Origin of the sequence: Streptomyces scopuliridis RB72 (assembly GCF_000718095.1) — a bacterium.
GTDB classification, from domain to species: domain Bacteria; phylum Actinomycetota; class Actinomycetes; order Streptomycetales; family Streptomycetaceae; genus Streptomyces; species Streptomyces scopuliridis.
The window spans coordinates 139669-154371 of sequence record NZ_JOEI01000008.1 but is presented as its reverse complement, the minus strand read 5'-3'; the positions used below and the strand labels follow the sequence as shown (position 1 = coordinate 154371).

At 68.6% G+C, this 14703-nt stretch carries 18 protein-coding genes; 2 read left to right on the top strand and 16 right to left on the bottom strand.

Annotated features, from left to right (window positions below; all coding sequences use genetic code 11):
* Together IF11_RS0111715 and IF11_RS37725 are read left to right on the top strand one after the other, a co-directional pair.
* On the top strand, window positions 1-879 hold the full coding sequence (locus IF11_RS0111715) for a hypothetical protein (protein ID WP_037727558.1): 879 nt from the start codon (window positions 1-3) through the stop codon (window positions 877-879).
* A 114-nt stretch (window positions 880-993) separates the two neighbouring features.
* On the top strand, window positions 994-4146 hold the full coding sequence (locus IF11_RS37725; protein ID WP_051745807.1) for a glycosyltransferase: 3153 nt from the start codon (window positions 994-996) through the stop codon (window positions 4144-4146).
* Between the two features lie 2 nt (window positions 4147-4148).
* Here the strand turns inward: IF11_RS37725 and truA are convergent, their stop codons facing one another.
* From truA to rpsH, 16 genes are all read right to left on the bottom strand, one after another.
* The gene (gene truA, locus IF11_RS0111705) at window positions 4149-5045 is read right to left on the bottom strand and encodes a tRNA pseudouridine(38-40) synthase TruA (RefSeq protein ID WP_030351454.1); all 897 of its coding nucleotides are present in this window, start codon (window positions 5043-5045) and stop codon (window positions 4149-4151) included.
* An 83-nt stretch (window positions 5046-5128) separates the two neighbouring features.
* Window positions 5129-5635, bottom strand: a complete 507-nt coding sequence (gene rplQ / locus IF11_RS0111700) for a 50S ribosomal protein L17 (protein WP_030351453.1) — start codon at window positions 5633-5635, stop codon at window positions 5129-5131.
* A 121-nt stretch (window positions 5636-5756) separates the two neighbouring features.
* The gene (locus IF11_RS0111695) at window positions 5757-6779 is read right to left on the bottom strand and encodes a DNA-directed RNA polymerase subunit alpha (RefSeq protein ID WP_003956430.1); all 1023 of its coding nucleotides are present in this window, start codon (window positions 6777-6779) and stop codon (window positions 5757-5759) included.
* Between the two features lie 118 nt (window positions 6780-6897).
* Entirely contained in the window at window positions 6898-7302 is a 405-nt protein-coding gene (gene rpsK, locus IF11_RS0111690) for a 30S ribosomal protein S11 (RefSeq protein WP_003956432.1), read from the bottom strand.
* Between the two features lie 65 nt (window positions 7303-7367).
* Window positions 7368-7748, bottom strand: coding sequence for a 30S ribosomal protein S13 (gene rpsM, locus IF11_RS0111685; protein ID WP_030351452.1), 381 nt, complete (start codon window positions 7746-7748; stop codon window positions 7368-7370).
* Between the two features lie 178 nt (window positions 7749-7926).
* Window positions 7927-8040 (bottom strand): 50S ribosomal protein L36, encoded by a 114-nt coding sequence (gene rpmJ / locus IF11_RS0111680; RefSeq protein ID WP_003956441.1) that lies wholly within the window; start codon window positions 8038-8040, stop codon window positions 7927-7929.
* A gap of 55 nt (window positions 8041-8095) precedes the next feature.
* Window positions 8096-8317 (bottom strand): translation initiation factor IF-1, encoded by a 222-nt coding sequence (gene infA, locus IF11_RS0111675; RefSeq protein WP_003956442.1) that lies wholly within the window; start codon window positions 8315-8317, stop codon window positions 8096-8098.
* A gap of 330 nt (window positions 8318-8647) precedes the next feature.
* Window positions 8648-9484 (bottom strand): type I methionyl aminopeptidase, encoded by an 837-nt coding sequence (map, locus tag IF11_RS0111670; protein ID WP_030351451.1) that lies wholly within the window; start codon window positions 9482-9484, stop codon window positions 8648-8650.
* A 137-nt stretch (window positions 9485-9621) separates the two neighbouring features.
* Entirely contained in the window at window positions 9622-10281 is a 660-nt protein-coding gene (locus IF11_RS0111665; protein WP_030351450.1) for an adenylate kinase, read from the bottom strand.
* Window positions 10281-11600, bottom strand: a complete 1320-nt coding sequence (gene secY / locus IF11_RS0111660) for a preprotein translocase subunit SecY (protein ID WP_030351449.1) — start codon at window positions 11598-11600, stop codon at window positions 10281-10283. The genes IF11_RS0111665 and secY overlap by 1 nt, the downstream gene beginning before the upstream one ends.
* A 255-nt stretch (window positions 11601-11855) precedes the next feature.
* On the bottom strand, window positions 11856-12311 hold the full coding sequence (gene rplO / locus IF11_RS0111655) for a 50S ribosomal protein L15 (protein WP_030351448.1): 456 nt from the start codon (window positions 12309-12311) through the stop codon (window positions 11856-11858).
* A gap of 1 nt (window position 12312) precedes the next feature.
* Window positions 12313-12495 carry a 50S ribosomal protein L30 gene (rpmD, locus tag IF11_RS0111650; RefSeq protein WP_024491595.1) on the bottom strand — a complete coding sequence of 61 codons (183 nt, stop codon included), beginning with the start codon at window positions 12493-12495 and terminating at the stop codon, window positions 12313-12315.
* The gene (gene rpsE, locus IF11_RS0111645) at window positions 12495-13097 is read right to left on the bottom strand and encodes a 30S ribosomal protein S5 (RefSeq protein WP_030351447.1); all 603 of its coding nucleotides are present in this window, start codon (window positions 13095-13097) and stop codon (window positions 12495-12497) included. The genes rpmD and rpsE overlap by 1 nt, the downstream gene beginning before the upstream one ends.
* A 46-nt stretch (window positions 13098-13143) precedes the next feature.
* On the bottom strand, window positions 13144-13527 hold the full coding sequence (rplR, locus tag IF11_RS0111640; RefSeq protein WP_030351446.1) for a 50S ribosomal protein L18: 384 nt from the start codon (window positions 13525-13527) through the stop codon (window positions 13144-13146).
* 3 nt (window positions 13528-13530) lie between these two features.
* Window positions 13531-14070 carry a 50S ribosomal protein L6 gene (rplF, locus tag IF11_RS0111635; protein WP_030351445.1) on the bottom strand — a complete coding sequence of 180 codons (540 nt, stop codon included), beginning with the start codon at window positions 14068-14070 and terminating at the stop codon, window positions 13531-13533.
* A 21-nt stretch (window positions 14071-14091) separates the two neighbouring features.
* Complete coding sequence (rpsH, locus tag IF11_RS0111630) at window positions 14092-14490, bottom strand: 30S ribosomal protein S8 (RefSeq protein WP_030351444.1); 399 nt, start codon at window positions 14488-14490, stop codon at window positions 14092-14094.
* Window positions 14491-14703 lie beyond the last annotated feature (213 nt).

Sequence of the window (14703 nt, the reverse complement as noted above, 5' to 3'; positions counted from 1 at the left end):
ATGAGCTTTGGGCAAGGGGGGCCCTCCTGGGGCGGCCCCGGTTCACCGGACCATGACCCGTACGGCACACAGACACCGGATTGGGCCGCTCTCGCGGACGCCTCCGCCGCGCGTACCCGCCGCAAACGCTGGCTGATGATCGGCGGTGGCGTGCTCGCGACCGGCGCGATAGCCGCGATCGTGGCGACCGCCGTCGTCTCCATGAACGGCGGGAACGACCGCGGCTCGGAGAACACCGCCAACGAGCTGCCCACGCCCACCGATCTGCCGGACAAGAGCCCCGAGACCGAGCCCACCTTCTCCTCGGTCGCGCCGCTGCCGCCGCCGAACCCGAAGGACTACGTCTCCAGCGCCGACAAGGACAAGGCGCCGCTGAGCGCCGACACCCTCTTCCCCGGCGACAAGCTCACGATGAGCGACCGCGTCTACCCGAAGGGCGCCACGGCCCGCACCACCAACTGCGCCGCGGCGGCGCAGGGCCGGCTCGGCTCCATCCTCGCGTCGAACAGCTGCGACGAGGTCATCCGCGCCACGTACAGCAAGGACGGGGTCGCCGTGACCGTCGGCGTCGCGGTCTTCGAGACGGAGGCGCTGGCGCTGAAGGCCAAGGACCAGGCGAAGGACGGCGTCGCCTCGCTCTCCGGCGCCGGTGTCCCGACCTTCTGCCGGGCCCCCTCCATCTGCCGCAAGACCACCAACTCGTACGGCAGGTACGTCTACTTCACGGTCGGCGGCTTCACCTCCGGCAAGAACGTCACCGAATCGGACAAGGACGTCTTCACCGTCGGGGACGACATCGCGGAGTTCACCTTCCGCCAGATCCTCGCCCGGGGCAGGGCCCAGGCATCGGCCGCGGCCACGGCTCCCGTCGAGCAGTAACCCCGGGTCGTACGCCGCGTCGCCGCTCCTCCGCCGGCATCGCCCGCGCTCTCCGCTGGGTACAGTCGGCGCAGGTTGTGTGGCGCTGGTGAACGTTCAGAGGGCGTGGGGTGGATGGCGGTCAAAGTCACCGTGGTGGTTCCGACGTACAACTCGGGAATCCACATCGAGCCGCTGGTCGGCTCGCTGCTGGGGCAGACCCTGCCCAGCGACGAGTTCGAGGTGCTCTTCGTCGACGACGGCTCGACCGACGGGACCCCGGAGCGGCTGGCCGCCCTGGTAGCCGAGCACGACCACTTCCGGATGGAGCGCATTCCCAACTCGGGCTGGCCGGGAAAGCCGCGCAACATCGGTGTGGAGCGCGCGAACGGTCACTATGTGCAGTTCGCCGACCACGACGACCGGCTGGCGCCCGAAGCGCTGGAGCGGCTGTATGCGATGGCCGCGCGCAACGACTCCGACATCGTCATCGGCAAGGTCGCCAGCAACTTCCGCAGCAGGGGCGTCCCGTACGGGCTGATGACCCGGACCCGGGAGAGCTGCACGGTACGGAACGCGCCGCTCATCGACAGCCTCACCCCGCACAAGATGTTCCGCACCGCGTTCCTGCGCGAGCACGGCATCGCGCACCCCGAGGGTCCCTGGATCCTTGAGGACCAGCTCTTCATGGTCCGCGCCTATCTCAAGGCGTCGGTGGTCTCCGTACTGGGTGACTACGTCTGCTACGCGTACTGGGCCCGTGAGGACGCCGAGAACGCCGGTACGTCCGCCATGGACCCGCGCCGGTACTACGGGAATCTCCGCGAGGTCATGGCGACCGTCGTCGCGGGCACCGAGCCGGGGCCCGAGCGCGACCGGCTGCTGCGCCGCTTCTACCGGGTGGAGATGCTGCACCGGCTGGGCGAGCCGCCCCGGGGCCTGCTGGTCGACCCGCCGTTCCGGGACGACCCGTTCGAGGTCGTGCGCGAGCTGGCCGAGGAGTTCATGACGGACGGCGTGCACACGGGGCTGGCCGCCGTACAGCGGACCAGATCGGCCCTGCTCCGGGCGAACAGACCCGCGGAACTGACCGAGTTCACCCGCAGACAGACGGATCTGAGCGCCCGGTGCGCGGTCGAGCGGGCGGGCTGGAGCCGCGACCGGTTCAAGGCGTCGTTCACCGCCCGGTTCGCGGGTGAACCGGGCGCCGACGGCTCCCACGACGGGACCGGTCTGCTGCTGGCCCGGCGCGGGGACCGGTACTTCCTCGCGCCCGCCCTGACGGACGGGGTCCTGTCCGAACCCGTCGATGTCACCGACGAGTTGAAGTCCTTCAAGGCCGATGTGCTGCTGCGCCACGCGGAGACCGCGCATGTGTGGCTCCCCGAGCGCGAGACGTCTCTCGTCCTGGAGGAGGAGCCCGCCCCGGACGGTCTCGCCGGCGCCGTGCCCGAGGGCACCGTTCTCGTACGGCCCGTCGTCCGCGGCACCGTCGCCATCGACCCGCTGCGCGTCGCGGGCGGCGGGCCCCTGGCCGAGGGCGTGTGGGAGGTGCAGATCAGGCTGACGGGCGCGGGCTTCGACCGGTACACCCGCCTCGGCGGGGACACGGCCCCCGGGGAGGTGGTCCTGCCCGCCCCGGAGATCCTCGGCGGTCACGCGATCACCGGCGCCCTCACAGCCGGACAGGGCCTGGCCCTGACCGTACGCGCGACCGACGCGGTGCCCGGCCCCCGGCCGCCGAAGGTCAGCGTCGTCGTACCGACCGCGGGGGCGGCGCCGGAGGCCGTGGAGCCCACGCTCGCCTCACTGGCCGCCCAGACGCTGCCGGCGGACGACATCGAGGTGATCACCGTGGCGGACGCGGCGCCGGGCACCGATCCCCGTAACGCCGGGACCGACACCGCGACCGGTGAGTACGTGCTGTACATGGAGCCCGGCGACCGGCTCGGCGCGGAAGCCCTGGAACGGATGTACGCGTACGGCATCGAGCACGACGCCGACATCGTCGCCGGCAAGCTCGCGGGCAAGGGCCGGCCAGTCCCCCGCGAGCTGTTCGTACGGGACCGGCCGCGCGCCACCCTCGCCAAGGACCCGCTGGCCGACAGCCTCACCGCCAACAAGCTGTTCCACCGCGCGTTCCTCGACGCGCACGGGCTGCGCTTCGCCACGGGCGGGCGGCAGCTGGCCGAGCAGGCGTTCACCGCCGAGGCCACCCTCCGGGCGGGCCGTACCGCCGTCCTCGGCAGCTATGTCTGCTACCACTACGGTCCGGGCGGCGCGGGCCCCGCCGTACCGCCCGGGGAGTTCTACGCGGAGCTGCGCGCCCTGCTGAAGACCGTCGACGGCCTCGTCGGGCCCGGGGCGGCGCGCGACCGGCTGCACAGGCGCTGGCTGCGCGTGGAGATCCTGGACCGGCTGAGCGGCAAACGACTGCTGGACCTGGACGAGGAGGCGCGGCGCGAGCTGTTCCGGGCGATCCGCGGGGTCGTCGTGGACGGGATCTCGGAGACGTCGGTGGCCGGTCTGCCCGCCGCGCGCCGGGTGGCCGTCGGGCTGATCACCGACGACCGGCTCGACGATCTGGTGGCGCTGGCCGCCTGGGAGTCCTCGGTCGGCTGCCACGCGCGGCTGGACGCGCTGTCCTGGCTGGACGACGGCGGCTGTCTCCGGATCGCCTTCACCGGCGAGCTGCACGGCGCCGACGGCCCCCTCGGCGTCACCGACACCGTCACCGACACCGCCACGGGCACGGCTACGGACACGGGTCAGGAGGCTCTGGCCCCGGCCGGTCTCTCCCCGGCCCTGAGGGACCGTCTCGCCCGCGAACCGCTCACCGGCGGTGCCGCCCCCGCCAAGGCGTCCGTCGTCCTCGTCCTGCGCGAGCGCGCCAGCGGTGCCGAGTACCGGCTGCCCACGAAGACCACCGTCTTCCGCCCCGAAGGCGTGCTGAGCGTCGCCGGGACCGCCCGGCTCGACCTCGCCACGGCGCTGGACGGCGCCCCGCTCGGCGACGGCGTCTGGGATCTGTCCGTACGCCTCACCGCGCTCGGCTTCACGAAGTCGGCGCGGCTCGGCTCCCGGCGCGGCCCCGGGGTGCCCGAGCGGCTCACGCCCGTGCCGCACCCCACCGCGCGGGACCGCCGTGTCACGCCGTACTGGACCAATCCGCAGAGCGATCTGTCCCTGCGCGTGGCGGTCCCCAAGCCGGAGCCCGCGCCCACGCCGGCCACATCGTCCCGTACACCGGGACCGCTGCGCCGCCTGGCCCGCCGGCTGCGGGGCTGACCTCAGCAGCAGCCCGCGTCCCCGTCCGCGCCGTCCACGTCCCCGTTCAGGTTCGCGCCCAGCGTCCGCTTGTTGCGCGCCGCCCGGTTCCGCTCGCCCAGCAGCTCGTCGGCCGGATAGCCGACCTCCTCCAGGGTGAGCCCGTGCGGCCGTACGACATGCACCGCCGAGTCCCGCACCCCCGCCGCCAGCACCTTCGACGGCCACTCCACGGGCCGGTGCCCGTCGCCCACGAACAGCAGCGCTCCCACCAGCGAGCGCACCATGTTGTGGCAGAAGGCATCGGCCCGCACGGTCGCGGTGATCACACCGTGCGCGTCCCGCTCCCACTCCAGCCGCTGGAGCGTACGGATGGTCGTCGCGCCCTCGCGCCGCTTGCAGTACGCCGCGAAGTCGTGCTCGCCGCGCAGCCCGGCGGACGCCGCGTTCATCGCCGCCACGTCCAACGGCCAGTCGTGCCACAGCACATGGCCGCGCAGCAGCGGATCGACACCGCCGGGATGATCGGTCACGCGGTACGCGTAGCGCCGCCAGACGGCCGAGAAGCGCGCGTTGAAGCCCGGGGGTGCCTCGGTGACCTTCCAGACCCGTACGTCATGGCTCAGCCGCCCCGCGAGCCGCCGCAGCAGCCGCTCACGGTGCTCGGCCCATACGTCCTCCGGCAGATCGACATGCGCGACCTGCCCGCGCGCGTGCACCCCCGCGTCGGTACGCCCGGCGACGGTCAGCTCGTACGTACGCGAGGACCGCGTCACCGTACGCAGCGCGTCCTCGATCTCGCCCTGGACGGTTCGCCGGGTCCGCTGCCTCGCCCAGCCGGAGAAGTCCTTGCCGTCGTACGACAGGTCCAGCCGTATCCGTACGTGTCCGGGCGCCGCGCCCTCGATGTCGTCGCTCACCTGACCCACCAATCCGTCCTCTCCATACAGAACGGGTCCGCCCCCCATGAGGGAGCGGACCCGTCCGTCAGTCGTCAGAACGCTCAGGCGTCCTTGGACTCCGACTCGGCCTCGGCGGCCGGCTTGGCGTCCTCGACGGCCTCGGCCGGAGCCTCGTCCTTCTTGAGGGCGTCTTCCTTGACCGCGCGCTTCGTCGCCGCCTCGGCCTCACCGGTGGCCTGCTGCGCCACGGTCAGGGCCTCGACCAGCTCGATGACCGCCATCGGGGCGTTGTCGCCACGACGGTTGCCGATCTTGGTGATACGCGTGTAACCACCGGGGCGGTTCTCGTACCGCGGGGCGATCTCGGTGAAGAGCGTGTGGACGACGCTCTTGTCCGTGATCGACTGCAGCACCAGGCGACGGTTGTGGATGTCGCCCTTCTTCGCCTTGGTGATGAAACGCTCCGCGATCGGGCGCAGGCGGCGGGCCTTGGCCTCGGTCGTGGTGATGCGGCCGTGCTCGAAGAGCGACTTCGCGAGGTTCGCGAGGAGCAGCTTCTCGTGCGCGGCGCTGCCGCCCAGACGGGCACCCTTGGCGGGCTTCGGCATGTGTATCTCCTTGTGTCTGCACCGGCCGTATCAGGTACCGGTGTCAGTTCCCGCGGGGCGGCCGCCCCGCGGAAGCGAAATCAGGCCGGTCCGGGCTGTCCGAGCCCCGGACCCGGAACCCTTAGTACTGCTCGGTCTCCACGAAACCCGCGTCCGCGTCGTCGTCGGCGCCGAAGGCGTCCGCCGCGGCGGTCGGGTCGAATCCGGGCGGGCTGTCCTTGAGGGCCAGGCCCATGCCGGCCAGCTTCGCCTTGACCTCGTCGATCGACTTGGCGCCGAAGTTACGGATGTCGAGCAGATCGGCCTCGGAGCGCGCCACCAGCTCACCCACGGAGTGGATGCCCTCGCGCTTGAGGCAGTTGTACGACCGAACGGTGAGTTCGAGCTCCTCGATCGGCAGGGCGAGATCGGCGGCGAGCGCCGCGTCCGTCGGCGACGGGCCCATGTCGATGCCCTCGGCGTCGATGTTGAGCTCGCGCGCCAGACCGAACAGCTCGACCAGCGTCTTACCGGCGGACGCCATGGCGTCGCGCGGCCGCATGGCCTGCTTGGTCTCGACGTCGACGATCAGCTTGTCGAAGTCGGTGCGCTGCTCGACACGGGTCGCCTCGACCTTGTACGTGACCTTGAGCACCGGCGAGTAGATGGAGTCGACCGGGATCCGGCCGATCTCCTGGCCCACCTGCTTGTTCTGGACGGCGGAGACATAGCCGCGACCGCGCTCGACGGTCAGCTCCATCTCCAGCTTGCCCTTGCCGTTCAGCGTCGCGAGCACGAGGTCCGGGTTGTGGACCTCGACACCGGCCGGCGGGGCGATGTCAGCGGCCGTGACCAGGCCGGGGCCCTGCTTGCGCAGGTACATCACGACCGGCTCGTCGTGCTCCGAGGAGACGACCAGCTGCTTGATGTTCAGGATGAGGTCGGTGACGTCCTCCTTGACGCCCGGCACGGTGGTGAACTCGTGCAGGACACCGTCGATCCGGATCGACGTGACCGCCGCGCCGGGAATCGAGGAGAGGAGCGTACGCCGAAGGGAGTTGCCGAGCGTGTAGCCGAAGCCCGGCTCCAGCGGCTCGATCACGAACCGCGAGCGGTATTCGTCGACGACCTCTTCGGTCAGCGAGGGACGCTGAGCGATAAGCATGTTGCGATCCTCCAGTCTTGGCACCCGCTATTTGATGCCAACAGAACAAGGGTACGGGCGGCACGGCACCGAAGCGCCGTACCGCCCGCGAGCCGTTCCCCCTGTGCGGGGGAACGGGTCAGACGCGGCGGCGCTTCGGGGGGCGGCAGCCGTTGTGCGGGGTGGGGGTGACGTCCTGGATCGAGCCCACCTCCAGGCCGGTGGCCTGGAGCGAGCGGATCGCGGTCTCACGGCCGGAGCCGGGACCCTTGACGAAGACGTCGACCTTGCGCATGCCGTGCTCCTGCGCGCGGCGGGCGGCCGACTCGGCGGCCATCTGCGCGGCGAAGGGGGTGGACTTGCGCGAGCCCTTGAAGCCGACGTGGCCGGCGGAGGCCCAGGAGATCACGTTGCCCGAGGGGTCGGTGATCGAGACGATCGTGTTGTTGAACGTGCTCTTGATGTGGGCGTGCCCGTGAGCGACGTTCTTCTTTTCCTTGCGGCGCACCTTCTTGGCAGCGCCCTGACGACCCTTGGGGGGCATCTATTTCTCCTACAGGGAGGTGGTCGGTCCTACAGCGAAGACCGCTGATGAGCGTCCGCTGAGGACTACTTCTTGCCCGGCTTCTTCTTACCGGCGATGGCGCGACGCGGGCCCTTGCGGGTACGAGCGTTCGTGCTGGTGCGCTGACCGTGCACCGGCAGGCCACGGCGGTGACGCAGACCCTGGTAGCAGCCGATCTCGACCTTGCGGCGGATGTCGGCGGCGATCTCGCGACGGAGGTCACCCTCGGTCTTGAGGTTGGCGTCCACGTACTCGCGGATCTTGACGAGGTCTTCCTCGGCGAGGTCGCGGACACGGACGTTCGGGTCGACGCCAACGGCGGCGAGGGTCTCCTTGGACCGGGTGCGCCCGATACCGAAGACGTAGGTGAGGGCGACCTCGACGCGCTTTTCGCGCGGGAGGTCAACGCCTGCGAGGCGTGCCATTCATGGCTCCTGATGATGTCGGAGGTCTTCCACAGCGTCGTCCTGGATGTACGGCATAAACACCAGGTCCCCGGCCTCCGCCGGAGGTGTCGGTCCCCACCGGGTGGGAGCCGGACACTGCGTCATTACGAGTTTGCTCGCGTCGCGCGAAGTACTGCGAGAGGCAGGTGGTCTTGCGTCAGCCCTGGCGCTGCTTGTGGCGCAGGTTGTCGCAGATGACCATGACCCGGCCGTGACGGCGGATCACCTTGCACTTGTCGCAGATCTTCTTGACGCTCGGCTTGACCTTCATGGGATTGAGGTTCTCCGGGTCAGTGCGGGCACCCCGCGAGGGATGTCTGCAAGATCTACTTGTATCGGTAGACGATCCGGCCACGCGTCAGGTCGTACGGAGACAGCTCCACCACAACCCGGTCATCGGGGAGGATTCGGATGTAGTGCATCCGCATCTTGCCGCTGATGTGCGCGAGGACCTTGTGACCGTTCTGCAGCTCCACCTTGAACATGGCGTTCGGGAGGGACTCGATCACGGTGCCCTCAATTTCGATGGCACCTTGCTTCTTGGCCACGCTTCGCCCTTCGAATCGGCTACCTTGATCGATTCTGGCAGCCGTATGAAGACACACGGGTACACCAGAGCCGACGCGTTAGTCTACGGGAGCGCACTCGAAAAGACGAATCCGTTCAGTTTGCCCACCGGAGGAGATTTTTAAGCCAACGGGGTCCTGAGCCCCTAGGCCAACGGGTCCGGAGCCGCCGTGATGCCCAGCTCGGCGAGCTTCGCCTTGCCGCCGACGCTCCTCTCAACGCCCCACTCGCGGGCTCGGCGCCGGGGCGCCTCACAAGCTTCGCGCGGCTGCGCCGGCCTCCGACCGTCGGATACAGCGGACCGCCCCCGTTCAGGCCAACGGGTCCGGAGCCGCCGTGATGCCCAGCTCGGCGAGCTTCGCCTTACCGCCATCGGGGGCGGTCAGGACCAGCGGGCCCTCGTCGGTCAGCGCCACGGAGTGCTCCCAGTGCGAGGACCAGGTGCCGTCGGTCGTGATGACCGTCCACTCGTCCTCCAGCACCTCCGTACGCGGCGTACCGAGCGAGACCATCGGCTCGATCGCCAGGCAGAAGCCCGGGACCAGCTTCGGGCCCTTGCCGCGCTTGCGGGAGACATAGTTCAGCAGATGCGGGTCCATGTGCATCTCGGTGCCGATGCCGTGGCCGCCGTAGTCCTCGATGATCCCGTACTTGCCGCCGCCGGGGCGGGGCTGGCGGCGGATGTACGTCTCGATCGCCCGGGACACGTCCACCAGCCGGCTGCCGTTCCGCATCGCCGCGATCCCGGCCCACATCGACTCCTCGGTCACCCGGGAGAGCTCGACCAGCTCCGGAGCGTGACCGGTGCCGACGAACGCGGTGAAGGCCGCGTCGCCGTGCCAGCCGTCGATGATCGCGCCGGCGTCGATGGAGATGATGTCGCCGTCCTTGAGGACGGTCCTGTCGTCCGGGATGCCATGGACGACGACCTCGTTGACCGAGGTGCAGATCGTCGCGGGGAACCCGCCGTACCCGAGGAAGTTCGGCTTGGCGCCGTGCTCGGCCAGTACCTTGCGGGCGACCTGGTCCAGATCCCTGGTGGTGGCGCCGGGTACCGCCGCCGCGCCGGTGGCCGCGTGCACGGCGGCGACGACCAGTCCCGCCTCACGCATCTTCGCGATCTGCTCGGGGGTCTTGATCTGCACCATGCCTGTGCCTTCCACCTGACTGTGACTGATTCGATACGCACTGCTCGATACGGCCGCTTCACACGGACCGCTCAACAGTACGGCCGTGGTGTCCGAGGGACGCCACGGCCGTACTGGTACTGCTGCACTGCTGGGGCCTACGCGGCCCGGCCCCGCTCAAGCGCCGCCATCGCGCGCTCGGTCACCTCGGTGACCTTGCCGAGCGCGGAGATCGTCACCACCAGGCCCTGGGCCCGGTAGTGGTCGATGATCGGCTCGGTCTGCGTGTGGTAGACCTCAAGACGGGTGCGCACCGTCTCCTCGGAGTCGTCGTCCCGCTGGTACAGCTCGCCGCCGCAGAGATCACAGACGCCCTCCGTCTTCGGCGGGCTGTACGTGACATGGAAGACATGCGCGCTGTCGTTGCGGCAGACCCGGCGCCCCGCGATCCGCGTGACGACCTCGTCCTCCGGGACCTCCAGGTCCAGCACCGCGTCCAGCTTCACGCCGTCCGTCGCGAGGGCCTCGTCCAGCGCCTTCGCCTGCGAGACATTGCGCGGGAAGCCGTCCAGCAGAAAGCCGTTGGCGGCGTCCGGCTGGGCCATCCGGTCCTGAGCCATCGCGATGGTCACCTCGTCGGGCACCAGGTTCCCGGCGTCCATGTACGACTTCGCCAGCTTGCCGAGGGTCGTGCCCTGGCTGATGTTGGCCCGGAAGAGGTCGCCCGTGGAGATGTGCGGGACCTTCAGGTTCTTGGCGAGGTACGCGGCCTGCGTTCCCTTGCCGGCACCGGGCGGCCCGACGAGGACGATTCGCATCAGCGGAGGAACCCTTCGTAATTACGCTGCTGAAGCTGGCTCTCGATCTGCTTCACGGTTTCCAGACCCACACCCACGATGATCAGGATGCTCGTCCCGCCGAACGGGAAGTTCTGGTTCGCACCGCCGAAGCCTGCCAACGCCATCGTCGGGACGAGAGCAATCAGACCCAGGTACAGCGAGCCCGGCCAAGTGATCCTGTTGAGCACGTAGCTCAGGTACTCGGCTGTAGGTCGACCTGCCCGGATACCCGGGATGAAGCCACCATACTTCTTCATGTTGTCGGCGACTTCTTCGGGGTTGAAGGAGATGGCCACGTAGAAGAAGGCGAAGAACACGATCAGCAGGAAGTACGTCGCGATGTAATACGGGTGGTCACCCTTGACGAAGTGCGCTTCGATCCAGGTCTTCCACGCGGAGTTCCCGCTGGAGAACTGCGCGACCAGCGCCGGGATGTAGAGCAGCGACGACGCGAAGATGACGGGGATCACACCCGCCTGATTCACCTTCAGCGGGATGTACGTGGACGTACCGCCGTAGGACCTGCGGCCGATCATGCGCTTCGCGTACTGCACGGGGATCCGGCGCTGCGCCTGCTCGACGAAGACGACCAGGCCCACCATCACGAAGCCGATCAGAATGACCGTGCCGAACTCGATCCAGCCCTTGGCGAGCGTGCCGCTCTCCTTGATGGCCCACAGCGCGCCGGGGAAGCCGGCGGCGATCGAGATGAACATCAGGATGGACATGCCGTTGCCGATGCCTCGGTCGGTGATGAGCTCACCGAGCCACATGACCGCCGCGGTGCCCGCGGTCATGGTGATCACCATGGTGACGGTGACGAAGATCGACTGGTCGGGCACGATCTCCGAGGCGACCGGGCAGCCGCTGAAGAGCGCGCCGCTCCGGGCGGTGGCGACCAGGCCGGTGCCCTGCAGCACAGCGAGGGCGACCGTCAGATAGCGGGTGTACTGCGTGATCTTGGCCTGACCGGACTGACCCTCCTTCTTGAGGGCCTCCAGCCTGGGGATGACCACGGTCAGCAGCTGCAGAATGATGCTCGCGGTGATGTACGGCATGATGCCGAGCGCGAAGATCGTGATCTGCAGCAGCGCCCCGCCGCTGAACATGTTCACCAGACCGAACAGGCTGTTATTGCCCTTCTGGGCCGCGTCGACACACGTCTGGACATTCTCGTAGCTGACGCCCGGTACCGGGACATGTGCCCCGAGCCGGTACAGCACGATGATGGCGAGTGTGAAGAGCAGCTTCTTGCGCAGGTCGGGCGTCTTGAACGCCCGGGCGAACGCGGTGAGCACGGTGCCTCCTGCGACCCCCGCGCTACTGCGTCAGAGGTGACGGTATTGAGGATCGACGGATACGGAACAAGCGGAACCGCGCGGGGAACCCCTGCGGACACACCGCGCGGCGGGGGTCCGGGGGCGAGCCCCCGGCTTCAGTACAGCAACAATGCACGCCACCTTACCGGCGACAGTGCCCCCCTTGGAACGACCAACCGGGGATGCCCCTTTTGAGAGGCATCCCCGGTCGGATGTTCAGGCCATCGAGTTGTCTCAGACGAGCTCGGTGACGGTGCCGCCGGCGGCGGCAATCTTCTCCTTGGCGGAGCCGGAGACGGCGTCAACCGAAACCTGCAGCGCCACGGAGATCTCGCCCTGGCCCAGGACCTTGACGAGGCTGTTCTTGCGGACCGCGCCCTTGGTGACCAGATCGGCCACCGTGACCTCGCCGCCCTCGGGGTAGAGAGCGGAGAGCTTGTCCAGGTTCACGACCTGGTACTCGGTGCGGAACGGGTTCTTGAAGCCCTTGAGCTTCGGGAGACGCATGTGGAGGGGCATCTGCCCACCCTCGAAGCGCTCCGGAACCTGGTAGCGGGCCTTGGTGCCCTTGGTACCACGACCTGCGGTCTTACCCTTGGACGCCTCACCACGACCCACACGGGTCTTGGCGGTCTTGGCGCCCGGGGCAGGACGGAGGTTGTGGACCTTCAGCGGGTTGTTCTCCGCCATGTCAGTCGACCTCCTCAACCGTCACGAGGTGGCGGACGGTGTTAGCCATGCCGCGGAACTCGGGGCGGTCCTCCTTGACAACCACGTCGTGCAGGCGCTTGAGCCCGAGCGAACGCAGGGTGTCGCGGTGGTTCTGCTTGCTGCCGATGTACGACTTCGTCTGCGTGATCTTGAGACGGGCCATTACGCACCCGCTCCCGCACGCGCACGGAGCAGAGCCGCGGGGGCGACGTCCTCAAGGGGCAGACCGCGGCGGGCCGCGATCTCCTCGGGACGCTGCAGGCCCTGGAGGGCCGCCACGGTCGCGTGCACGATGTTGATCGCGTTGTCCGAGCCGAGCGACTTCGACAGGATGTCGTGCACGCCCGCGCACTCCAGCACGGCACGCACCGGGCCACCGGCGATCACGCCGGTACCGGGGGAAGCAGGCTTGAGCAGGACGACGCCCGCGGCCTTCTCGCCCTGGATCGGGTGCGGGATGGTGCCCTGGATACGGGGGACCTTGAAGAAGTGCTTCTTGGCCTCCTCAACACCCTTGGCGATGGCGGCCGGCACCTCCTTGGCCTTGCCGTAACCGACACCCACGGTGCCGTCACCGTCGCCCACCACGACCAGCGCGGTGAAGCTGAAGCGACGACCACCCTTCACAACCTTGGCAACGCGGTTGATCGCGACAACGCGCTCAACGTAAGCGGTCTTCTCGGCGGCAGCGCCACCGTCGCGACCCTTCCGGTCCCGCCGCTCGCCGCCACCGGCACCGCTTCCGCGGCGCTGGGGTCCAGCCATTGGATTTACCTCTCTCTGTTACGTCCGCTAGCTCCGGAACCGGGGCTTAGAACTTCAGCCCGGCTTCGCGGGCGGCGTCAGCCAGAGCGGCAATGCGCCCTGCGTACTGGTTACCACCGCGGTCGAACACGACGGCCTCGACGCCGGCGGCCTTGGCGCGCTCGGCGACCAGGGATCCGACCTGCTTGGCCTGGGCGCTCTTGTCGCCCTCGGCACCACGGATCGAGGTGTCCAGGGTCGACGCCGACGCGAGCGTGTGGCCCGCGATGTCGTCGATGACCTGAGCGACCATGTGGCGGTTGGAACGCGTCACGACCAGGCGCGGACGCTCCGGCGAGCCGGAGATGCGCTTGCGAACGCGGATGTGACGACGCTTGATGGCAGCGGCCTTGTAGGCCTTGCCCTTAGCAATCTTGACACCGTATGCCATGGCTTACTTACCCGCCTTTCCGACCTTGCGGCGGATGACCTCGCCCGCGTACTTGACGCCCTTGGCCTTGTACGGGTCGGGCTTCCGCAGCTTGCGGATGTTAGCGGCGACCTCGCCGACCTTCTGCTTGTCGATGCCCTCGACAGTGAACTTCGTGGGCGTCTCGACCTTGAAGGTGATGCCCTCGGGGGCCTCGATGAGGATCGGGTGGCTGTAGCCCAGGGCGAACTCCAGGTTGGAGCCCTTCGCCTGGACGCGGTAGCCGACCCCGCTGATTTCGAGCGCCTTGACGTATCCCTGGGTCACGCCGGTGATCATGTTCGCCACCAGCGTGCGGGACAGGCCGTGCAGGGCCTTGTTCTGACGCTCGTCGTTCGGGCGCAGCACCTGAAGGATGCCGTCCTCGCCCTTGGTGACCTCGATCGGCGCGGCAACGGTGTGCGAGAGGGAACCCTTGGGGCCCTTCACCGCGACCGTACGGCCATCGATGGTGACGTCCACACCGGCGGGAACCTGGATGGGGAGCTTGCCGATTCGCGACATGAGCTATTCCTCCGTTCCCGACTACCAGACGTAGGCGAGGACTTCCCCACCTACGCCCTTCTTGCTGGCCTGCTGGCCGGTCAGGAGACCGTGGGACGTGGAGATGATGGCCACGCCCAGGCCGCCGAGAACCTTCGGCAGATTGGTGGACTTCGCGTACACACGCAGACCCGGCTTGGAGATGCGCTTGATGCCGGCGATCGAACGCTCGCGGTTCGGGCCGAACTTCAGCTCCAGGACGAGGTTCTTGCCGACCTCGGCGTCCTCGACCTTCCAGCCGGTGATGAAGCCCTCCTGCTGGAGGATCTCCGCGATGTGCGACTTGATCTTGCTGTGCGGCATCACGACATCGTCGTGGTACGCCGAGTTCGCGTTGCGCAGACGCGTGAGCATGTCTGCGATGGGATCAGTCATGGTCATGAATTGGCCTTCGGCCTCTCTCGCCGGGGTTTCCTGTATGCGCCATCCCTCTCCCCGATCAGAGTCGGGACGGGTGCGGTGCGGGGACCTACGGCGTAGTAAGTCTTAAATGGACGGCGGGCGCCCAACCCCACAAGCCTACGGCATGTGAAGGAGGGCTCCCACCAACCACATTGCTTACCGAGAGCCTCTGGTTGATTCCGAATCCAATCC